The sequence below is a fragment of the Leifsonia sp. NPDC058248 genome (assembly GCF_042881905.1).
Lineage (GTDB): Bacteria > Actinomycetota > Actinomycetes > Actinomycetales > Microbacteriaceae > Leifsonia.
In genome coordinates, this window is the sequence record NZ_JBHVXB010000013.1 from 58121 (window position 1) to 79761 (window position 21641).

At 70.0% G+C, this 21641-nt stretch carries 19 protein-coding genes; 11 read left to right on the plus strand and 8 right to left on the minus strand.

Features of this window, described 5'->3' with window-relative positions:
- Positions 1-56: 56 nt before the first annotated feature.
- Positions 57-1430: a uracil-xanthine permease family protein gene (locus tag ACFVV5_RS18035; RefSeq protein WP_387246864.1), complete on the minus strand. Its 1374-nt coding sequence runs from the start codon at positions 1428-1430 to the stop codon at positions 57-59.
- An 82-nt stretch (positions 1431-1512) separates the two neighbouring features.
- Here ACFVV5_RS18035 and ACFVV5_RS18040 point away from each other — a divergent pair, with 82 nt between their 5' ends.
- From ACFVV5_RS18040 to ACFVV5_RS18060, 5 genes are all read left to right on the plus strand, one after another.
- On the plus strand, positions 1513-2970 hold the full coding sequence (locus ACFVV5_RS18040; protein ID WP_387246925.1) for an NCS2 family permease: 1458 nt from the start codon (positions 1513-1515) through the stop codon (positions 2968-2970).
- Between the two features lie 136 nt (positions 2971-3106).
- Positions 3107-3439 (plus strand): DUF4190 domain-containing protein, encoded by a 333-nt coding sequence (locus ACFVV5_RS18045; protein ID WP_387246866.1) that lies wholly within the window; start codon positions 3107-3109, stop codon positions 3437-3439.
- A gap of 121 nt (positions 3440-3560) precedes the next feature.
- Complete coding sequence (gene trmB, locus ACFVV5_RS18050) at positions 3561-4256, plus strand: tRNA (guanosine(46)-N7)-methyltransferase TrmB (RefSeq protein WP_387246869.1); 696 nt, start codon at positions 3561-3563, stop codon at positions 4254-4256.
- Between the two features lie 9 nt (positions 4257-4265).
- The gene (locus tag ACFVV5_RS18055; protein ID WP_387246872.1) at positions 4266-5648 is read left to right on the plus strand and encodes an aldehyde dehydrogenase family protein; all 1383 of its coding nucleotides are present in this window, start codon (positions 4266-4268) and stop codon (positions 5646-5648) included.
- Between the two features lie 136 nt (positions 5649-5784).
- Positions 5785-7308 (plus strand): aspartate ammonia-lyase, encoded by a 1524-nt coding sequence (locus ACFVV5_RS18060; RefSeq protein WP_387246927.1) that lies wholly within the window; start codon positions 5785-5787, stop codon positions 7306-7308.
- A gap of 143 nt (positions 7309-7451) precedes the next feature.
- Here the strand turns inward: ACFVV5_RS18060 and ACFVV5_RS18065 are convergent, their stop codons facing one another.
- On the minus strand, positions 7452-8366 hold the full coding sequence (locus ACFVV5_RS18065; protein ID WP_387246929.1) for an alpha/beta fold hydrolase: 915 nt from the start codon (positions 8364-8366) through the stop codon (positions 7452-7454).
- Positions 8367-8447: 81 nt separating this feature from the next.
- On the opposite strand from ACFVV5_RS18065, the gene ACFVV5_RS18070 reads away from it, so the two are divergent.
- The gene (locus ACFVV5_RS18070; RefSeq protein WP_387246874.1) at positions 8448-9323 is read left to right on the plus strand and encodes a fumarylacetoacetate hydrolase family protein; all 876 of its coding nucleotides are present in this window, start codon (positions 8448-8450) and stop codon (positions 9321-9323) included.
- A 45-nt stretch (positions 9324-9368) separates the two neighbouring features.
- Here the strand turns inward: ACFVV5_RS18070 and ACFVV5_RS18075 are convergent, their stop codons facing one another.
- Both ACFVV5_RS18075 and ACFVV5_RS18080 read right to left on the minus strand, forming a co-directional pair.
- On the minus strand, positions 9369-10133 hold the full coding sequence (locus ACFVV5_RS18075) for a glycosyltransferase family 2 protein (RefSeq protein ID WP_387246876.1): 765 nt from the start codon (positions 10131-10133) through the stop codon (positions 9369-9371).
- A gap of 42 nt (positions 10134-10175) precedes the next feature.
- Entirely contained in the window at positions 10176-11723 is a 1548-nt protein-coding gene (locus tag ACFVV5_RS18080) for an AlkA N-terminal domain-containing protein (RefSeq protein WP_387246879.1), read from the minus strand.
- A gap of 146 nt (positions 11724-11869) precedes the next feature.
- On the opposite strand from ACFVV5_RS18080, the gene ACFVV5_RS18085 reads away from it, so the two are divergent.
- Positions 11870-13261 carry an FAD-binding oxidoreductase gene (locus ACFVV5_RS18085; RefSeq protein ID WP_387246882.1) on the plus strand — a complete coding sequence of 464 codons (1392 nt, stop codon included), beginning with the start codon at positions 11870-11872 and terminating at the stop codon, positions 13259-13261.
- A gap of 65 nt (positions 13262-13326) precedes the next feature.
- On the opposite strand, the gene ACFVV5_RS18090 is transcribed toward ACFVV5_RS18085, so the two are convergent.
- The 3 genes from ACFVV5_RS18090 to ACFVV5_RS18100 all read right to left on the minus strand — a co-directional run bounded on the left by ACFVV5_RS18090 (position 13327) and on the right by ACFVV5_RS18100 (position 17534).
- Entirely contained in the window at positions 13327-14829 is a 1503-nt protein-coding gene (locus ACFVV5_RS18090; protein ID WP_387246884.1) for a carboxylesterase/lipase family protein, read from the minus strand.
- Positions 14830-14841: 12 nt separating this feature from the next.
- Positions 14842-16161 carry an MFS transporter gene (locus ACFVV5_RS18095; protein ID WP_387246888.1) on the minus strand — a complete coding sequence of 440 codons (1320 nt, stop codon included), beginning with the start codon at positions 16159-16161 and terminating at the stop codon, positions 14842-14844.
- Positions 16162-16316: 155 nt separating this feature from the next.
- Positions 16317-17534, minus strand: coding sequence for an ROK family protein (locus ACFVV5_RS18100; RefSeq protein WP_387246891.1), 1218 nt, complete (start codon positions 17532-17534; stop codon positions 16317-16319).
- A 285-nt stretch (positions 17535-17819) separates the two neighbouring features.
- Here ACFVV5_RS18100 and ACFVV5_RS18105 point away from each other — a divergent pair, with 285 nt between their 5' ends.
- On the plus strand, positions 17820-18194 hold the full coding sequence (locus ACFVV5_RS18105) for an FKBP-type peptidyl-prolyl cis-trans isomerase (protein WP_387246893.1): 375 nt from the start codon (positions 17820-17822) through the stop codon (positions 18192-18194).
- A gap of 90 nt (positions 18195-18284) precedes the next feature.
- Here the strand turns inward: ACFVV5_RS18105 and ACFVV5_RS18110 are convergent, their stop codons facing one another.
- Positions 18285-18722 carry a carboxymuconolactone decarboxylase family protein gene (locus tag ACFVV5_RS18110; RefSeq protein WP_387246895.1) on the minus strand — a complete coding sequence of 146 codons (438 nt, stop codon included), beginning with the start codon at positions 18720-18722 and terminating at the stop codon, positions 18285-18287.
- A gap of 81 nt (positions 18723-18803) precedes the next feature.
- Here ACFVV5_RS18110 and ACFVV5_RS18115 point away from each other — a divergent pair, with 81 nt between their 5' ends.
- From ACFVV5_RS18115 to rpsO, 3 genes are all read left to right on the plus strand, one after another.
- The gene (locus ACFVV5_RS18115; RefSeq protein ID WP_387246898.1) at positions 18804-20255 is read left to right on the plus strand and encodes a PLP-dependent aminotransferase family protein; all 1452 of its coding nucleotides are present in this window, start codon (positions 18804-18806) and stop codon (positions 20253-20255) included.
- Between the two features lie 115 nt (positions 20256-20370).
- Positions 20371-21144, plus strand: a complete 774-nt coding sequence (locus ACFVV5_RS18120; RefSeq protein WP_387246901.1) for a VOC family protein — start codon at positions 20371-20373, stop codon at positions 21142-21144.
- Positions 21145-21302: 158 nt separating this feature from the next.
- Positions 21303-21572: a 30S ribosomal protein S15 gene (gene rpsO / locus ACFVV5_RS18125; protein ID WP_387246903.1), complete on the plus strand. Its 270-nt coding sequence runs from the start codon at positions 21303-21305 to the stop codon at positions 21570-21572.
- Positions 21573-21641: the final 69 nt, after the last annotated feature.

Here is a 21641-nt window from a genome sequence, read left to right on the forward strand (position 1 = left end):
TCCGCCCTCCTGCGCGTCCGCCCTCACGCGCATCCGCCCCGCAATCGAGTCCTGACCTAATGGGTCGAATCGACCGGATTCGACCCATCACGTCCGGACTCGATTGCGTCGGCGGTCGCGGGCGGGGTCGCGGGCGGGGTCGCGCGCGGGGGTCCGTTCGTACCGCGGAGCGTCGCGATCGAGTTCATCACGTGGTAGACGACGATCGCCGCGATGGCGCCGAGCGCGATGCCGTTGAACGTGAGCTGCCCGACGTTGAGCGTGAAGTCGCCGATTCCGATGATGAGCGCCGTCGCCGCCGTGAACTGGTTGACCGGATTCGTGAAGTCGACCTTGTTATCGAGCCAGATCTTCACGCCGATGACGCCGATGAGTCCGTAGAGCGCCGTCGTCACGCCGCCGAGCACGCCGGCCGGGATCGTGTTGATCACCGCGCCGACCTTGGGCGAGAGGCCGAGCAGCACCGCGAAGGTGCCTGCCACCCAGTACGCCGCCGTGGAGTACACCCGCGTCGCCGCCATCACGCCGATGTTCTCGCCGTAGGTCGTCGTCCCCGAGCCGCCGAAGAAGCCGGCGATCGTCGTCGCCACACCGTCGGCGAAGAGCGCCCGGCCGGTGAGCCTGTTCACCGACGGATCGGTCAGCTGTGCGACGCCGCGGATGTGCCCGACGTTCTCGGCGATCAGCACGAGCACCACCGGGATGAACGCCGGGAGCACACCCCAGGTCGCGCCCGGGTCCGTCAGCGGATTCGCCGGGAAGGTGAACTGGGGAAAGCCCAGCCAGGCCGCCTTCGCGACCGCGTCGAAGTTGACCTGGCCCACGATCACGGCGAACACGTAGCCGACCGCGACGCCGAGGAAGATCGAGAGCCGCCCCAGCAGACCCTTGAACAGCACCGTGCACAGGATGACCGCGGCGAGCGTCACGAGGGCGGTGACCGGCGCCTGCATGAAGTTGTTCTTGGCGGCAGGCGCCAGGTTGAACCCGATGAGGGCGACGATCGCTCCGGCGACGATCGGGGGCATGAGCCGGTCGATCCATCCGGTGCCCGTACCCACCACGATCAGCCCGACGACGGCGAGCAGGATGCCCGTCGAGACGATACCGAACAGGGCGCTCGGCATCCCGTCGGCCTTGGTGGCGGCGACGATCGGCACGATGAACGCGAACGACGAGCCCAGGTAGCTGGGCAGCCGGTTGCCGGTGATCAGCAGGAACAGGATCGTCCCGATACCGGAGAACAGCAGCGTCGTGCTCGGCGGGAACCCGGTGAGCAACGGCACGAGGAAGGTCGCGCCGAACATGGCGACCACGTGCTGGAGGCCGAGGCCGATCGTCCGCGGCCAGGTGAGACGCTCGCCGGGGAGCACGATCTCGGCCGCCCCCACGTCTTTTCCGTCACCGTGCAGTTTCCAGGGCAGTGCCATAGACATCCTCCGCGTCGCATTGGGCTTTAGGCTTGTCCGGGCGCGATCGCGCCACGAGCCTGACGAGATCATACGGGAGAGCATCATTTCCGCACCGACCAAATCAACGTCGCCGTCGCCCACCTTCCGAGGACCCCTCGACCGGTTCTTCGAGATCACGGCGCGCGGCACCACCTGGGGCACGGAGGTGCGGGGCGGCGTCCTGACCTTCGTCACGATGGCCTACATCGTCATCCTGAACCCGCTCATCCTCGGCGGCACGAAGGATGTGGTCGGGAACTCGCTGCAGGTCTCGCAGGTGGCTGCGGTCACCGCGTTGAGCGCCGGATTCATGACGGTGCTCTTCGGGCTGGTGGCGCGGCTTCCGTTCGCGTTCGCCGCCGGGCTCGGCATCAACTCGTTCCTCGCGGTGAGCGTGGTGAAGGTGCTCACCTGGCCGGAGGCCATGGGCCTGGTGGTGATCAACGGCCTGATCATCGTGCTGCTCGCCGCCACCGGTCTGCGCCGTCTCATCTTCAACGCCGTCCCGGCCCAGCTCAAGACGGCCATCACGGTCGGCATCGGCCTCTTCATCGCGTTCATCGGGTTCGTGGACAGCGGTTTCGTGCGCACCACGAACCAGGCGTCGCCGCCCGTGCAGCTCGGCGACGCCGGGTCGATCGCGACGGTGCCGACGCTGATCTTCCTGCTCGCACTGGTGATCATGGGCGTGCTGATGGCGCGCAAGGTCAAGGGGGCGCTGCTGATCGGGATCGTGGCGGCGACCATCGTGGCGATCATCGCGGAGGCGTTCCTCCACCTCGGCCCCTCGCTCGGCAAGAACCCCGCCGGCTGGAACCTGACCGTCCCCGGGCTGCCGACCTCGCTCGTCGAACTGCCCGACCTCAGTCTCGTCGGCCAGTTCGACCTCGTCGGCTCCTTCGGCCGCATCGGCGCTCTCGCGGCCGTCATGCTCATCTTCACGCTGGTCTTCACGAACTTCTTCGACGCGATGGGTTCGATGACCGGCCTGTCCCGCAGCGCCGGCCTCTCGAAAGAAGACGGCACCTTCCCCCGCCTGCAGTCGGCGCTGATCGTCGAGGGCGTCGGCGCGGTGGTCGGCGGCGGGACATCGGCGTCGTCGAACACCGTCTTCGTCGAGTCCGCCTCCGGCATAGGCGAAGGGGCCAAGACGGGGTTCGCGAGCGTCATCACCGGTGTGCTGTTCCTCCTCGCCATGTTCTTCACCCCGCTCACCCGGGTGGTACCGCTCGAGGTCGCCGCTGCCGCGCTCGTCGTGGTCGGCGCGCTGATGGTCTCCCAGATCCGTTACATCGACTTCGATGACTTCTCGAGCACGCTGCCGGTGTTCCTGACGATCATCGTGATGCCGCTGACCTACTCGATCGCCAACGGCATCGGCGTCGGCTTCATCAGCTGGGTGCTCATCCGCTCGCTGTCCGGCAAGGCGCGGGAGATCAGCCCGCTGCTGTGGATCGTGGCCGCCGGCTTCCTGGTCTACTTCGCGCGCGGACCCATCGAGGCGATCCTGCCCCACTGACCGGCGGCAAGACGGCGGGGGTCGGCGGCGAGACGGTCGGGGGATCCCCTGACCGCGAATCGGGGGATAACCGCATGGTGAGGATGCGCGGCGTTCGGTTGACTGGATTCACCACCAACCGAAGGGGATCCACATCATGACCGACGCCGCAGGCCACCAGGCACCGCAGGCCGCACCGTACCCGCATGCGTACGGATCGGCTCCCACCGCCGAGCCGAGTAAGGCGCTCAGCATCACGAGCCTCGTGCTCGGGTTCGCATCCATCGTGTTCAGCTGGACGTTCTTCGCCCCGATCGCCGGCCTCGTCGTCGGCATCCTGGCCCTCCGCAGCGAGCCGGCGAGCCGCACGATGGCGATCTGGGGCATCGTCCTGAACGCCGTGATGCTCGCGGGCGCCGTCATCGTCGCCCTGATCGCCGTGATCGGTGCGGGCATCGGCTTCGCCTTCCTGCCCTTCGCCGTCCAGTAGGGCGGAAAAGGGTCCCGAATCACCGTCTCCGCACACCCGAGACGGTCGTTCGGGACCCTTTTCTCGTGCGTGCGGAGAGCGAGTGGCGGCCGGGCCCGCCGGGACCTGGGAAAATGGTCGAGTGGAAGACCCGACGACCCCCATTGCACGCCAGCGCAGTTTCGTGACCCGCGGACGCAGGACAGAAGCCCAGAATCGCGCGATCGACGAACTGTGGCCGGCCTACGGGGTCGACTTCGCGGGCGAGCGCCTCGACCTCGACGCCGCTTTCGGGCGCTCGGCCCCGCGCGTCGTCGAGATCGGCTTCGGCAACGGGGAGAACCTGCTCACCCTGGCGGAGCGCCACCCCGACCGCGACTTCCTCGGCATCGAAGTGCACGGCGCCGGCATCGGCCGCGTGCTGGGCGAGACCCGGATGCGCGGGCTCGGCAACATCCGGATCATCCGCCATGACGCCGTCGAGATCTTCGAGCACGGGCTCGCCCCCGCGAGCATCGACGAGATCATGATCTACTTCCCCGACCCCTGGCCGAAGGCCCGTCATCACCGGCGGCGCCTCGTGCAGCCCGACGTCGCCGAGATCCTCGCCCGCACCCTCGCCCCCGAGGGCGTCCTGCGCCTGGCGACCGACTGGGAGCCGTACGCCAAGCACATGATCGACGTGCTCGACGCCTCGCCCTCCCTCGTGAACGCCGCAGGCGGCGCCCGCTTCGTGCGGCGTCCCGACGATCGCCCGGTCACCAAGTTCGAACAGCGCGGCGAACGGCTCGGACATTCGATCTTCGACCTGGAGTATCGCCCGGCCTCGCATCCGTAGGATGGTCGCATGAACCCGGCCCAGACCGTCGAAGCTCTCCGCCACTCCTACGATTCGGGCATCACCAAGCCCCTGGCCTGGCGCGTCTCGCAGCTGAGAGCGCTGCGCCGGATGCTCACCGAACGCTCCGCCGAGTTCGAAGACGCCCTGCTGGCCGATCTGGCCAAGAACCCCACTGAGTCGCAGGCCGCAGAGATCGGGTTCGTGGTGGGCGAGATCGATCACATGCTCAAGCATCTGCGCCGCTGGCTGCGGCCCCGCCGGGTGGCCGTTCCCGGGGCTCTCGTGCCCGCACGGGCATCCGTCGTCCGTGAGCCGCTGGGCGTCGTGCTCGTCATCGCGCCCTGGAACTATCCCGTGCAACTGCTGCTCGCCCCCGTGGTGGGCGCTCTGGCGGCCGGCAACGCCGTCGTGCTGAAGCCGAGCGAGCTGGCCCCGGCGACGTCGGCGGCGATGGCGCGTCTGGTGCCGGACTACCTCGACCCGCGCGCCGTCGCGGTGATCGAGGGCGGCGTCGAGGAGACGACCGAACTGCTCGAGCAGCGCTGGGATCACATCTTCTACACCGGCAACGGCCGGGTCGGGCGCATCGTCGCCGCGGCCGCCGTCGAGCACCTCACCCCGGTCACCCTCGAGCTCGGCGGCAAGTCGCCGGTGTACGTCGACGACTCCGTCGACGTGAGGGCCGCCGCACTGCGCATCGCCTGGGGCAAGTTCATGAACGCGGGCCAGACGTGCGTCGCCCCCGACTACCTGCTGGCCACGCCCGCTGTGGCCAGGCGGCTGGCGGAGGCGTTCCCGGCGGCCGTGCGGGAGCTCTACGGAGACGACCCGGCCACGAGCCCCGACTACGGGCGCATCATCGACCAGCGGCACTTCGAGCGCCTCTCCGGGCTGCTGGATGCGGGCACGATGGTCGTGGGCGGCGCGGCCGACCCGTCGTCCCGGTACCTGGCGCCGACCGTCCTGACGGACGTCCCCCGCGACGCGGCCGTGATGGGCGAGGAGATCTTCGGGCCGATCCTGCCCATCGTCACGGTGAGCGGGCTCGACGAGGCTATCCGGATCATCAACGAGGGTGACAAGCCGCTGGCCCTCTACGTGTTCAGCGAGAGCCCCCGGGTCCGCAGGCGCTTCCTCACCGACACCAGCTCGGGAGCGATCGGTTTCGGGGTGCCCGCCGTGCACCTCGCGGTCGGCGGCCTGCCGTTCGGCGGGGTCGGCGACAGCGGCACGGGCGCGTACCACGGGGAGCATTCGCTCCGCACGTTCAGCCACGAGAAGGCGGTGCTCTCCAAGCCCCTCAAACCGGAGACGATGAAGCTCATCTACCCGCCGTACACCGAGGCGAAAGACCGGTTCATCCGCACCCTGCTCCGCAAGCTCGGCTGACCCGCGATCGTCCAGCACACGCCCGGGGGAGAGCGGTAGGCTCGATGTGTCGGCGGCCACGAACGGCCGACACCTTCACCGCCAACGCACAACGAGAGGCAACGGAGCCACCGTGAACACCGCAAGCACAGCAACCATGGACGAATCCTTGACGAGTCCCCATCCGGTCGTGGACGCCAGCCAGAACGTCTCCGACGTACCCACGCCGACCGCCACGGGCGGCCCGGTCAGGACTGAGAGCGACTCGCTCGGAACCCGAGACATCCCCGCCGACGCCTATTGGGGCGTTCACACCTCGCGGGCGCTGGAGAACTTCCAGATCGCCAAGCGACCGATCTCCGTCTATCCCGATCTGGTGGTCGCGCTCGCCAGCGTGAAGCAGGCCGCCGCGCGCGCCAACCTCGAGATCGGGGTGCTGGATGCCCACAAAGCCGCACTCATCGACCGGGCCTGCCAGCTGATCATCGACGGCCGCTACCACGACCAGTTCGTGGTCGGCGTGATGCAGGGCGGCGCCGGCACCTCGACGAACATGAACGCCAACGAGGTCATCGCGAACATCGCGCTCGAGCTCGACGGCCACGCCAAGGGCGAATACCAGATCATCAGCCCGATCGATGACGTCAACCGCAGCCAGAGCACGAACGACACCTACCCGACGGCCATCAAGATCGCCCTCACCTTCGCGCTCAGCCACCTCCTCGACCAGCTCGGCCTCCTGCGCGACTCCTTCGCCCGCAAGGGGGAGGACTTCCGTCACGTGTTGAAGGTCGGCCGCACTCAGCTGCAGGATGCCGTCCCGATGACTCTCGGCCAGGAGTTCCACGGTTTCGCCACCACCCTCACCGAAGACCACGCGCGTCTCACCGAGACCAAGTGGCTGCTCGCCGAGATCAACCTCGGCGCCACGGCGATCGGCACCGGCATCACGGCCGACCCCGGCTACGCGGCCGCGGCCGTCCGACACCTGAACGAGATCACCGGCCTCAACCTCGAGACCGCGCCCGACCTCATCGAGTCGACCAGCGACGCCGGCGCGTTCATGTCGTTCTCCGGCTCGCTGAAGCGCAGCGCCATCAAGCTCTCCAAGATCTGCAACGACCTCCGCCTCCTCTCGAGCGGTCCGCAGGCCGGCTTCGGCGAGATCAACCTGCCGCCGCGTCAGGCGGGCTCGAGCATCATGCCGGGCAAGGTCAACCCGGTCATCCCGGAGGTCGTCAACCAGGTCGCCTTCTCGGTGGCCGGCGCGGATGTCACGGTCACGATGGCGGCCGAGGGCGGCCAGCTGCAGCTCAACGCGTTCGAGCCGGTGATCGCCCACTCGCTGCTGCAGAGCGTCACCTGGATGACGCAGGCCTTCCACACGCTGCGCGTCAACTGCGTCGACGGCATCACCGCCAACGAGGAGCGTCTCGGCGCCATGGTGGGCTCGTCGGTCGGCGTGATCACGGCCTTGATGCCGCACATCGGTTACGCGGCGGCCGCGGCGCTCGCCAAGACGGCCCTCCTCACGGGCGGGAACGTCGCCGACCTCGTCGTCGAGGCCGAGCTGATGAGTCGCGAAGACGTCACCAAGCTGCTCTCGCCGGCACGCCTGAGCGGCCTCGAGACGATCACCTCGGCCATTCCGATCGTCGACGTGAACGACGTCACCGCCTGAGCGCATCGCCGCCTGAGCGCATCGCCGCCTGAGCGCGCCCCCCGCCGCCAGCCGCCATAATCGAGTCCGGAGTTCCTGGGTCGAATCTCGCGATTTCGGCCCAGCAACTCTGGACTCGCTGGCGGGTTCGGTCGGTGTGCGCGCTAGTCGACGCGCTCGGCGCGGCGGAACAGCGCGATCATGTCGCGCCCGAGCTGGTGCGGCGCCGTCTCGCAGGGACTGTGGCCGGTCGTGTACACCGCGAGCGTCGCCCCGAGGACCTGCGCGTTCGCGGCGTGCAGGTGCGTCGGCCAGAGGTCGTGGTTGCCGGTGGCCACGAGGACGGGGATTCTGCTGTGGGCGACGCGCTCCCGCACATCCGGAACCCGCTTCATCAGCCCGACGATGTCGTCGACACTGGAACGCCGGGTGAGGGAGAACCGCGACCGCACGAACGCCAGCCGGCTCGACGGCACCTTGTTCTTGTTCGTGACGATGCCCCAGATCATGAGTCCGGCACCCTGTCGCCCGCCCAGGAACCAGCTCAGCCAGCCGATCACCCGCACGCCGCGGAACGCCTGCCCGGGCTCCGGCGGGGTCGTGAGCAGCGTGAGACTGCGGAACAGATCCGGATGCTCGACCAGCGCCAGCTGCGCCAGGATGCCCGCGAACGAGTAGCCGAGGACGTGGGCCGGATCTCCGGCGCGCAGGAACGCCACGACATCGCCGACCAGCAGCTCGTATGTGTAGCGACCGCCGGGCACCGGGCCGGCCTCCGCGGACTCGTACTGGCCGGCCAGGTCGAAGCTCTGCACGAAGTAGCCGCCGGCTGCGAGGATCGGCGCGAGCAGATAGAAGTCTTCTTTCGAGCCGGTCACTCCCGGGATGAGCACCACGCGCGGGTCGGACGGGTCGCCGAGCGACACCACGGCCAGCTCGCCGCTCGGAGCCTGGAACCTCGAGAACACGGCGCCGAGGGGCGCGATCGACCAGTCGACGTCGGGCAGCCCGGCGTCGAGTCGTGCAGCTTCGTCGTCGCCTCCGGCGACTCCCGGCCGCCTCTCACCGATGGACACGATCCAACGCTAGCCGACGCGGGCGACGTTCTGCGGCAGCTCGGCGTTTTCCGGCGGGGTGAGCGCGGACGATAGCCTTGACCGGTGAGATTCTCGCACCTCAGCTCCACCTCAGACCCACAGCCGCGACTGGCCGCCGTCATCGGAGACGGCGCACTCTTCCTCGACGAGGTGATGGACCCGGCGCCGCGCGACCTCCAAGACCTCATCGAGCAGGGCGACGATTCGCTCCGCCATGTCCGGGCCGTCGTCGACAACGCGGTGGCGCAGCACACCTCGCTGACCCCGGTGCGCGAGCTGCGGCACGCCTCCGCCGTCCTCCGGCCCCCGCACGTCATCGCGATCGGCGCCAACTACTCCGCGCACGCGTCGGAGCTGAAGCTGCGCACCGAGAAGGCGGCGACCGTGTTCTCGCTCTGGCCCAACTCGCTCGCCGGTCACGAGGGCACGACGAGCTGGCCGGAGGATCTCACCTCGCAGGTCGACTACGAGGCCGAGCTCGGCGTCATCATCGGCAAGCCGGCGCGCAACGTCTCGGTGCGGGATGCTCTCGACTACGTCTGGGGCTACACGGTCGTCAATGACATCACCGCCCGTGACCTGCAGTTCTCCGAAGCGCAGTGGTCGCGGTGCAAGTCGTTCGACGGCTTCACGCCCAACGGTCCGGTCGTGGTCACGGCCGACGAGATCAGCGACCCGCAGGACCTGTGGCTGACCACGAACGTCGACGGCACCATCCTGCAAGACTCCTCGACCGCCGACATGGTGCGCTCCGTGGCGGAGATCATCTCGTTCCTGTCCACGTCGGCCACAGTGCCCCCGGGCACGCTCATCTCGACGGGCAGCCCGGGAGGCGCGGGCTATTCGCGCACGCCCCCGGTGTTCCTGCGCGACCACTCGACCGTGACGGTCTCGATCGGCGGCATCGGGTACCTCACCACGTACTGCCGCGTCACCTGACGCGACCCTGCGGGCCCGGGCCGGCAGGCGGCCCGGCAGGCGGCCTCAGGCCACGGCGCCCGGCAGCTCGCCGGCGTGCTCCTCGTCCCAGCGGCGGCGAGCGGCGCGGCGGCGCCAGGGGGACTCCTCCGGCAGGTGCATCCGGAGCGTCGTGTACGCCCAGCCGAGACGACGCCCGAAGCCGCGCCAGGTCGAGAACGGCCGGGCGGAGATGCCGACGGTGAGCCGCTCGTCATAGCGCACGAGCTGGTCGGGGTCGAGGTGGATCGCGAGGTCGAGGTCGTCGTGGATCGCGCGCATCGTGCGGTGCACCTTCACCCGCACGCGCTGCCACACCTCACGCCGCATGGCGAAGTTGGAGCCGAAGACCGGCGGATGCCCGAGCCAGATCTCCATCGACCAGAAATAGCCGCTGACGTAGAGGGTCTGGCCGAGGCCGGCGACGATGGTGTTTCCGTCGTAGAAGATCCCGGGACCGGTGAGCACGCCGATCTCGGGGGAGTCGACGAACTCCGCCTCGATGTGCAGCAGCCAGTCGACGGGCGGTCGGGAGTCGGCGTCGAGCCGGGCGATGATCTCACCGGTGGCGGCGTCGTAGCCCGCGGAGGCCGCCGGCCAGATTCCGCGGGTCGGCTCGTCGATGACGCGGGCGCCTGCCGCGCGCGCGACGGCGGCGGTCTCATCGGTGCTTCCATTGTCGACGACCACGATCTCGTCGGCCGGGCGCAGCTGAGCGGCGAGGTCGCTGAGGCAGCGCGCCAGCATCTCGGCATCGTCGAGGGCGGGGATCACCACGGTGATCGAGGGCACGTCGGGCTCCTCCTCACCGTGTTCGCGCTGTCGTCTCGAATCCTACGCCGAAGCCGCCCGCCAGAGGTGCATTCCGGCGTAGCTGCGCCACGGCGCCCAGCGCGCTCCGTAGGCCGCCAGTGCGCGCGCCTCGGCCGGGAGGCCGAGTCGTGCTGCGCCCTGGCGGATGACGAGGTCGCTGGTGAGCAGGATGTCCGGGCTCCCGAGCACACGCATCGCGACATACCCGGCGGTCCACGGGCCGATCCCCGGGAGCGCCACCAGTCGGGCCTCCAGCTCTTCGCGCGACTCGCCGACGTCGATCACCAGTTCGCCGGATGCCAGCGCCTCCGCCGTGCGCACGATGGCCTCGATTCGCTTGACCGGCCCGCGCAGCACCTCGTGGCCGTGCTGCGCGATCGTCTCCGCAGTGGGGAAGAGCCGGGTGAAGCCGCCGAGGTCGATCGGCTCACCCAGCGCGGCGGTCAGGCGGGCGAGGGCGGTGCGGGCTCCGGCCACCGACACCTGCTGGCCGATCAGGGCCCGGAACAGGATCTCCTCGGCGTCGACGGCCCCGGGGACCCGCCGCCCGGGCGCGGCGGCCACGCTCGCCGCGAGCGCGGGATCGTCGGACAGTGCCTCGTCGATCGCCTGCGCGTCGGCGTCGAGATCGAGGAGCCGTCGCACCCGGGCGACCAGCGGTGCGAGGTCGGCGACGTCGGAGAGAGTCGCGTCGCAGAGCACGTGCGGCGCCGCCTCCGTGCCGCCCAGGGTCAGTCGCACGGTGGCCGCGCCGTGCGGCAGGGCGATCGCGCGGGCGTACGTGCCGTCTCCGCCGGTCTCGACGCCCGCGATCGATCGTGCCGTGAGGAACGAGAACAGGGCCGCTCCATCGAACGGCGCGCGTGCGGGAAGTCGAAGCGACAGGGAGGCGTCGGCGGGCTCGCCCGCCTGACGCCGCATGACCGGGCGGCCTGTGGCGGCAGCGCGGATGTCACCGGGAGTGGTGCGGTAGATGTCGGCCATCGTCTCGTTGAACTGTCGCACGCTGGTGAACCCGGCTGCGAACGCGACATCGGTGATCGGGAGGTCGGTGCCCGCCAGCAGCAGCCGTGCCGTCTGAGCACGGTGAGCCCTGGCGAGGGCGAGGGGACCGGCACCCAACTCGGCTACGAGCACCCGCCCGAGGTGCCGCGGGGTGTAGCCGAGACGATGCGCGAGGCCGGGAACCCCTTCGCGCTCGACGGTGCCGTCGGCGATGAGCCGCATGGCCCGCGCGGCGAGGTCGTCGCGCATGTTCCATTCGGGGGAGCCGGGCACGGCATCCGGGAGGCAGCGCTTGCAGGCGCGCAGGCCGGCCTCATGGGCGGCGGCGGCGGTGAGGTAGAACGTGACGTTCGATGGCTTGGGCGCGACCGCCGGGCAGCTCGGCCGGCAGTAGATGCCGGTGGAGTGCACGCCGGTGATGAACTGACCGTCGAACCGGGCATCCCGTGCGCTCATCGCGCGATAGCGCTCGGCGAACACCGGGTCGTCGAGCTTGTCGGGCTTGTCGGGCGTGCCAGGCGTGCCGGGCGCGCTGCGTTCCGTGGTGCCTCGAGCGGTCGTCATCCACCCAGCCTGACATCCTCCGCCGACATTCGGTAGCGGAATTCGGACATGACCCGTGTCGACCGCGATCGAGTCCGATCGGCTCCGGCCGACTCCGATCGACGCCGATTGGGCCGGAGGCACCTGGCGTCCCTAAGGTGATTCGCATGGATGTTCTCGACTGGCTCACAGCGGCGCTCGGCGAAGAGGCGATCTCCGCGGGGGTGCTCAGCACCGACGAGGCGGACCTCCAGGCGGCGCGCACGGACAAGTCCGGGTGGGTCGCGGAGGGGAGCCCGCTCGCGGTCGTCAAAGCGACCCGGGTCGAGCATGTGCAGGCGACGCTGCGCGCGGCGAGCGAGTTCCGCGTCCCGGTGGTGCCGCGCGGCGCCGGCACGGGACTCGCCGGCGGAGCGAATGGCACCGACGGCGCCATCGTCCTCAGCGTCGCCGGCATGGACCGCATCCTCGAGATCTCCGCTGAAGACGAGCTCGCGGTCGTCGAGCCCGGCGTCATCAACGCCGACCTCAACACGGCGCTCGAACCGTTCGGCCTCTGGTTCGCCCCCGACCCGGCGAGCAAAGCCATCTCGACGGTCGGCGGGAACATCGCGACCAACGCCGGCGGGCTGCTCTGCGCCAAATACGGCGTGACGCGCGAGGCCGTGCTCGCGCTCGACGTCGTGCTGGCCGACGGCCGTCTGATCCGCACGGGCCATCGCACCGTGAAGGGCGTCACCGGGTTCGACCTGACCGCTCTCTTCGTGGGCTCCGAGGGAACCCTCGGCGTGATCGTGGGCGCGACGGTCCGCGTGCTGCCGGTTCCCCCGGGCACGCCGTCGACCATCGGCGCTCTGTTCCCGGATGTCCGGAGCGCGGCCGCCGCGGCCGCCCGGGTCACCGCCTCCCGCCTCCGCCCCGCCGTGATGGAGCTGCTCGACGGCCCGTCGCTGGAGCGGATCTCGGCCTACCTCGGCGAGGACACCATCGCCGACGCGTTCGGCGCCACCGCCGGAGGAAGCTACCTTCTCACGCAGTTCGACGGCCTGAGCGCTGCGGCGGACGCGGCAGTCGCCGCAGAACTCATCCTCGACGCCGGCGGGAGCGTGCGGGTCTCGGCCGACGCCGAGCAGGGGGAGCGACTGCTCGCGATCCGGCGTGCCTTCCACCCGGCACTCGAGGCGACAGGCGAGGTGCTGATCGAGGACGTCTCGGTCCCGCGCTCCCGCATGCCCGAGATGTTCGCGGCCATCGAGCGGATCTCGGAGCGCTACGGCATCCCGATCCCGACCGTCGCCCACGCCGGCGACGGCAACCTGCACCCGAACTTCGTGTACTCGGGCACGGAGGTCCCCGCCGTCGTCTGGGACGCGGCGAACGACCTGTTCCGCACCGCGATCGAGCTCGGCGGCACGCTCACCGGGGAACACGGGGTCGGCGTTCTCAAGCGGCGCTGGCTGGCCGACGAACTGGGCCCGGACTCCTACGACCTGCAGGTGAAGCTGAAGTCGGTGTTCGATCCGCTGGGAATCCTCAACCCGGGCAAGGTGTTCGGCTGACGCACGTAACCCCGCGCGACCGCTGATGACGCAGTCGCGCGGGGAATCGGTGACCGGATGCCCGGCTAAGCGGCCGCACCCGCGGGCAGCAGCACTTCGACGTCGGCGTAGCCGTGCTCCTCCGTTCGCGACGGCACGTCGAAGACGCGCGCCGACTGCGCGGCCTCGTCGAACGGCGTCCAGCCCGGGTCGCCCGTCGTGATGAACGCCACAGCGGCGCCGTGCACCTCGTCCGCGAGCGACTGCGGCGGGTTCGGGCCCGCGATGTTCCCGACCCGCTCGCTGCCGAGGCAGTCGAACAGGAACGGCATGTCGAGGCAGTGGCAGGCGCCGCCGATGGTCGGCGACGGCCAGGCGAACCGGTAGAGCCACGTGGGTGCGGCGTTGCGCGCTCGCTCGGTGGCGATCGTGAGCGCGGTGACCCGGAACATCCGGTCGGTCACATACTGGCCGAGGACGTCGGCGGTGGTGCGTCCCGGGTGGGCGTCGGCGTAGGCGGTCGCCGTCTCGTCCGGCAGCCCGAATCGTGTCAGGATGCCCGCGGCCGGCACGGCCGCGAGCGCCTCCTCCTGGGCCGCGATCACCATGTTGAACTCATTGTCGGTGGCCCCGAGAACCAGTTGCTTGCCGGAGCCGACACCGCGCGCGAAGGCGTCCGCGACCGGTTCCGGGAGCAATTCGCCGTCGACGACCGGCCCCCACGTGAGGCCGCCCGACGCGAGGGCGACGAGCGGTGCCAGCGGGTCGGCGTCGCCGCCGGGCTCGGGCAGCGGCGAGGCGACCGCGGCCTGCAGTCCGAGGATGGTGCTCTCGTCGAGCGGGCTGAGCCCCGCTCGCGTCGGCTCGACCCCGCCGAGGGCCGCCAGCCGCCGGCCGAACTCCTCCGCCTGGTCGAGGGGGAGGTCGCTGGTCGCGCCGGAGATGCAGAGCACCTGGTGGAACAGGTGCGCTGCCGCCGGCACGGCGAGCAGGGTCAGCACTGCTCCGCCGCCGGCGGACTGGCCTGCGATCGTCACGCGACCCGGATCGCCGCCGAAACGACCGATGTTGTCCTGCACCCAGGTGAGCGCGAGCATCCAGTCGAGGATGGCGCGATTGTTCGGGGCGTCCTCGACCCAGCCGAACCCGTCGAAACCGAGGCGGTACGAGACGGAGACCGTCACGACGCCGTCGCGGTTGAACGCGGCGCCGTCGTACCAGGGGCTGGCGGGGGAGCCGGCGACGAATCCGCCGCCGTGGATGTAGACGAGAACGGGAAGCCGGGCGTCCTCGTCGCCGGGCGCGGGAGTGAAGACGTTGACGTTCAGCGTCGACTCACCGGCGATTGACGGCTCGGGGATGAGCGTGACCTCCGCGAGGGCGGCCCGCTGCGGCGTCGCCCCGTACTCGACGGCGTCGCGCACGCCGCTCCACGCACGGTGCGGCACCGGCGCCGCGAAGCGCAGGTCGCCGACGGGCGGTTCGGCGAACGGGATGCCGAGGAAGGCGGCCGATCCGACCCGCTGGAGGCCGCGCACGCGACCCGCGGTGGTGCCGACTTCGGGCGCCGTTTCGTTTTCAATGCTCATGCTGTCGTTCTCCTAACGCACGCTCTTGATGGGGATGAGGACGAGGGCCGCGAGCGCCACGGCGATCATTCCGAAGATGAAGAGGGCCTGGTAGCCGCCGAGCACGCCGATCAAGACGGCCGCGATCGACGGGCTCAGGGCCTGCGGGATGTTCGTGGCGACGTTCAGGATGCCGAGGTCTTTGGCGGCTGCCGTGCCGCCGCCGGGGAGCACCTCGGTCATCAGGGCGGTGTCGCAGGCCATGTAGAGGCCGAAGCCGAAGCCGTTGACGGCGCTCATTACGAGCATCCCGGTCAGCGTGGGCATTGCCAGCGGGACCGCGAGACCGATGACCATGAGCACGCTGGCGACGTAGATGAAGACCTTGCGGCGACCGAGCTTGTCGCTCAGCCAGCCGGCCAGGGACACGGACACGAGCGTCGTGACCAGCGATGCGAGGCTGAGCAGCGCGATCGCGCTCGTGGCCGCCGGGATGCTCAGCTTGATGTAGTCGGTGAGGATGAACAGCTGGTATCCGAAGGTGACGAAGTAGCCGAGGATGAACAGGAACCGGGCCGCGAACGCCCAGGCGAAGTCGGGATTGGTGCGCGGACTGATCCAGAAGCCGGCGAAGAACTGCTTCCAGCTGAACGGCGGGTGCACGGCGTCTTTGCTGGAGTAGTCGCGGTTCAGCAGCACGAAGGCCAGGGTGAAGACGAGGACGGCCACGCCGAAGACCGTGTAGCCGATGCCGATGTTCGCGGCGAACTGCCCCGCCACGATCACACCGATCGTTCCGCCGGCCATCGTGCCGATGCCGATCATGGCGGAGGCGATCCCTCGCCGGCTGCGCGGGAACCGGTCCGGCGTGATCGCGGAGAGCGGCCCCTGCAGGGCGTTGAGGGAGACCTGGATCACGACCCAGAAGATGGTGATCCACAGGATCGAGGTCAGGCTTCCGAGGCCGGCGAGGAAGATCGCCCCGACCGCGGCGCCGATGATCATCCACGGGGCCCGCCTGCCCATGCGGCTGCGGGTGCGATCGCTGAACGCGCCGACGATCGGCTGCGCGAACAGAGTGAAGACGAAGGATGTGGTGGTCACGATCGCCAGGTTGGCCACCTTCTGCGCCGGGTCGATGGCGGTGACCTGCAGCGGCAGGAGGACCGCGATGAGTCCGGCGTAGGTGGCGAACAGCACGAGCGAGGTGACGCCGAGGGAGGGGAGCAGCCGGCGGGTGGCGACGGGGGAGCTGACGGTGGTGTCGACGGGGGAGTCGACCGGGGTGGATGCTGCTGCGGCCGTGGCCGGGAGAGGTTCGACGGCGTCGAACTCGGGTGAATGCGTAGACACAACACTCCTCTTCATTGAGTTGGTTGCGGCCCTTTCGGGAGCCGGGCGGCGAAAACCGTGCACCGCTAGGTATTGAGTATGCGGTCTCGCCTTCAATAATTCAACCCCCGAATAAATTAGCGAGGCTCAGCGATCTCGGCACGCGCGCCGGCAGGCTACGCGCGCGGCGCGACGAGAGCCAGCGGGTCGGCCAGCAGCTCGTCGCGCAGCTGCCAGAGCGCGCCCAGCAAGGCAGCGTCGGCGCCGAGGGTGCCGGCCACCACCGGGGGAGCGGAGACCGCACTGCCCGGTTCCGCGAGCCGCATCCGCACGGCAGCCGGCGCGCCGATGAGGTCGCTGAGCTCGGCCCAGTACCCGCCGAGCACGACGATCTGCGGGTCGAGCGTCATGCGGAGGATCGCGATCGCCCGCGCCACCCAGTCCGCGGCGACGGTGAACGCCTCGGTCGCCTCCGGATCGCCCGAATGCACGCGATCGACGAGCAGCTCCAGCGCGTGAGTGAGGCCGTCGCGCTCGAGGACGGCGGCGAGCCCGGCTCGCGCGAGCACTGCATCCGGGCCCGCCACCGTGACGAGGCACCCTCGCTGGCCGCAGTCGCACTGCGCCCCGTCGTAGTCGACCGCGAGATGTCCGAGGGCGGCGCCGAGCGAATGACTGCCTTGCAACAGTGCGCCGCCGGTGATGATCGCGCCGCCGATGCCGCTGTTGCTCTTGAGGTAGAGCATGTCGGTGACGCCGGGGAGCAGGCTCGCCTCGGCGAGGGCCGCGAGCCCGTCGTCGGTGAGCGTGGTGTTCCGGGGCAGGCGCGGCTCGCGTCGCCGCAGGCCGGCGAGCACGTCGACGGGCCCCCAGCCGAGGTCGGTGTCGGCGAGGACGATCCGCGGATCGCCGCCGACCGGGGCGAGCATCACGACGGTGATGCCCGCCACGTCCCGGCCGTCGGCGTCGAGTCTCGTGAGCGCGTCGCCCAGCACGCGGGCGGCGACGTCGAGCACCGCCTCGGGATCGCCCATCGGACGCCCGTGGTGGGCGGAGACACGGAGGAGTTCGGCGCCGGACAGATCGTGTGCGAGACAGGTCGCCTGGTCGGCGTCGAGCTGCATCGCGAGCAGGGCGACGGTGTCCGCCGCGATGGTGAGCAGGGTCTTGGGCCGGCCGGCGCCTTCTCCGGGCACCACATCGGTCTCGCGCACCAGGCCGGAGTCCGCGAGGGCGCTCACGAGGGCCGTCACCGATCCACGGGCCAGCCCGGTGGCCGCCGCCAGTTCGCTGCGCGCGCTCGGGCCGGCCTCCACGAGCCGCCGCATCAGCAGCGACAGGTTGTGGGTGCGCACGTCTCCGCTCACGAGGCTGGTGGAGGCGAAACTGCTCATGACCACAGGATGTCACAGGCGAGCGGATGCCCGGCGGGACGATGCAGGCGGCGGGCGAGGACTCGGCGCGCACCGCCCCCGGACAGACTCATCGCCCGGTGGTGCGGCGATGCCTGCGACTCTCCCGGGCGACGAGTTGATCTTCTGAAAGATGATCTACGTCCAGAGTGCCCCGCATCCCGGAGGAGCGCAAGAGCGGATTTCGGACATGATCGGCCGGATGACGCGTCACGCGGTCAGCGAACGCCTTTGACGCGGACGCACGGAACCGAGTTGGATGGACGCATGGCAGAAAACACCAACCAGAAGCCCGAAGTCGACGCGCCTGAGGGTCCGGCCCCCGAGACGCTCGAGATCGTCGACATCGTCGAGGGCACCGGAGCCGAGGCCACGCCCGGGTCCAAGGTCGACGTGCACTACCTCGGCGTCGAGTACGAGACGGGCGAGGAGTTCGACTCCTCGTGGAGCCGCGGGCAGTCCATCAACTTCCCGCTGAACAACCTCATCAAGGGCTGGCAGGACGGCATCCCCGGCATGAAGGTCGGCGGCCGTCGCAAGCTCACCGTTCCGCCGGTGCTCGCGTACGGTCCGGCCGGTGGCGGGCACCCGCTCTCCGGCAAGACCCTGATCTTCGTGATCGACCTGCTCGGCGTCAGCTGACCCGTGTTCATCGCCTCGCGAGAGGTGCGACAGGCCCCCATCCCTCGGAATGGGGGCCTTTTCGCACCTCTCATAGTGTCGGTCGGGCGGTCAGAGCGCGGGGGGCGCCATCAGGGTCGGGATCGCGATCCGGTTCCAGATGTTGATCGCGCCGATCGCCAGGATCAGGTTCGAGAGCCCCTCGTCGCCGAACTCCGCACGGGCGCGGGCGAACAGCTCGTCCGAGACGCCGCCCTGGATGAGCGTGATCTCCTCGGTGAGCTCGAGGGCCACCCGCTCCCGTTCGGTGAACCATTCCGACTCCCGCCACGTTGTGACGGAGAAGATCTTGCGCACGGGGACGCCGGCCGTCTGCAGGTCGACCGAGTGCATGTCGACGCAGAAGGTGCATCCGTTGAGCTGGGAAGCGCGCAGGCGCACGATGTCGCCGAGCGGCTGCTCGAGGTGCTGACCGACGTAGCCGTCGAGGTTGACGACCTTGCGGTAGCCCTCGGGTACCAGAGAAGAGATGTCGATTCGTTCTGTCATATCCCCGACCCTAGAAGCGTCATTGGTCTGGCATAAGATCCAATACACGAGACGCTGATCAGACCAATCGGGAGGCGGTGCATGGACGTCCACGTGCGCATCGAGGGGCGCGGCGACCGCGCCGACCGCATCTACCGCCAGTTGCGCGACGCCATCCGCGACGGCCGACTGCGGCGCGGCGAACGGCTTCCCGCCACACGCGACCTGGCTGCCCAGCTCGCCGTCTCCCGCACGACGGTGACCGTGGCCTACGAGCGTCTGACCGCCGAAGGGTACCTCGCGGCGCGGGTCGGCGCGGGCACCTACGTCGCGGCGTCGCCCGCAGGACCCCGCCGTTCAGAGGCTCGGGATGCTCGGACCGCGGCGCGCCCTGCGGCGGTGTGGCGGAGCATCCGGGACCCCCTCTGGACCGAGCCGCGCCCGATCGCCTATGACTTCAGCGTGGGCATGCCCGATCCCGCCCTGTTTCCGATCGAGCAGTGGCGGCGGCTCGTCGCGGGGGAGCTGCGTGGTGGCATCCTGCGTTCGGCGCACTACGCCGACCCGTCCGGGCTGAAACGATTGCGTGAGGCGCTCGCCCGGCACCTCGGGGTGGCGCGCTCGGTGGATGCGACGGCCGACGACATCCTCATCGCGAGCGGCGCGCAACAGGCGTTCGACCTCGTCGGCCGGGTGCTCATCGAACCGGGGGACGTGGTGGCGGTCGAAGACCCCGGCTACCCGCCGGTGCGACAGCTGTTCGAGACACTGGGAGCGAGGGTGGTGCCGGTGCCGGTGGACGAGCAGGGCATCCGGGTGGACCTGCTTCCGCGGGACGCGCGTCTGGTCTACGTGACGCCGTCCCACCAGTTCCCGACCGGGGCCGTGCTCTCGCTGGATCGCCGCACCGCACTGCTGGCCTGGGCCTCCGCCAATGACGCGGTGATCCTCGAAGACGACTACGACAGCGAATACCGGTTCGCCGATCGCCCGCTCGACCCTCTGCAGAGCCTCGATCGCGAGGGCCGCGTCGTCTACGTCGGCACCTTCTCGAAGACGATGCTGCCCGCGCTGCGACTCGGCTTCCTGGTCGCACCGCCCTCGCTGATGCCGGCCCTTCGCAGCGCCAAGCGGCTCACCGACTGGCACAACGACTACCTGACGCAGGCGGCGATGGCGCGGTTCGTCGACAGCGGCGGCTTCGCGCGCCACGTACGGCAGGCCACCAAGGCGTACGGCGCGCGGCAACGACGGATCGTGGAGCAGGTCGGCGCACTGCTCGGCGACCGGATGCACGTGGTGCCGTCGGTGGCCGGCCTGCACGTCTGCGTCGTGCCGGTCGAGGGGAGCGGGGCCTTCGACGCCGACCGCGTCGTCGACGATGCAGCCGCTTCGGGGGTCGCTGTCCAGTCCCTTGGGCTGTTCACCGTCGCGCGGCCGGCCGCGGAGGGCCTCCTGCTCGGCTTCGGGTCGATCGCGCCCGACGACGTGCCCGACGGCCTGCGGTTGCTGGCGCGCGCGATCGCACGGTCCGCGCATGCGCAGCCCGGCTGACGCGGCCCGACTGCCGCGTCCCGACTGACGCAGCCCGACTGCCGCGTCGGCCGGCGGCGAAGCGACCCGGCTGCACTCTCGCGGCGCGCGCGACCCCAGGCGTATCGTGTGGGCCATGCCGATCATCCACTCTTTCCCGCAGGGCACTCCGATCTGGGTCGATCTGCAGAGCAGCGACCAACCGGGTGCCGCCGCCTTCTATCGCCGGCTCTTCGACTGGGATGTGCCTCCCGCCACCGCCGAGACCGGCGGCTACTCGGTCGCCACCTTGCGCGGGGTGCCGGTGACCGCCATCGGGCCGTTGCCCGCGTCCTTCCCTGAGGGCAGCCGCTCGGTGTGGACCACGTACTTCACCGTCGACGACGTCTCGAAGGCCGCCGCCGCCGCCACGGCAGCGGGCGGCTCGGTGCTCCTGCCGCCGGGTGAGCTCGCCCCCGGGGTGCAGCTCTCGATCGTGGCCGACCCCGCCGGCGCCGTCCTCGGTCTCTGGCAGAAGGAGAAGGACTCGCCCTGGCTGCGTGAGGAGCCCGGCGCCGTCGACTGGCTCGAGCTCGTCGAGGCCGGCTGCGAGGCGTCGTTCGACTTCTACGAGAACGTGCTCGGCGTCGGCACCAGCCAGATGGAGATGGGCGACGGGGTGTACTCACTGTTCGATGTGGGGGAGACCAGCGTGGCCGGCGCGTTCGAGCCGGCGACCGCGACCCAGCCGCACTGGCTCGTGTACTTCAATGTCGCCGACCTCGACGCCGCGGTCGTGCGGCTCACGGAGCTCGGCGGAATCCTGATCGGCGAGCGCGGCTCGGCGCCCGGCGTCGGCAGGTGGGTCAGTGTGGCCGACCCGTTCGGCGGCGGGTTCGCCCTGCTGGAGCCGGAGCCGGAAGAGGCGTGAGGGCGACCGGAGCGCCGGCGGAGCACCGCCGGCGCACGGCGGAGTGCTGAGCATCCCTCTGGTAGACTGTGGAGGTTGCCGTCTGACGGCCGCGGATAAAGAGAGCCCAGGCATTCGGCCCCGGGCACCGCGCAACGAAGAGAGAGGGGATCCCCTGTATGGCACTTGAAGCAGATGTCAAGAAGGCGATCATCGAAGAGTACGCGACCCACCCCGGTGACACCGGATCCCCCGAGGTTCAGGTCGCAATCCTGACCAAGCGGATCAAGGACCTCACCGAGCACCTCAAGGAGCACAAGCACGACCACCACTCGCGTCGTGGCCTGCTCCTCCTGGTCGGTCAGCGCCGCCGCCTGCTCGGCTACCTGTCGGACATCGACATCAACCGTTACCGCTCGCTCATCGAGCGTCTCGGCCTGCGCCGCTAAGGCGCTGTCGAACCTTCGGGAGCCACAGCGGCAGCTCTTCGCTGCCAACGCTAGCTTCTTGCGACGGGC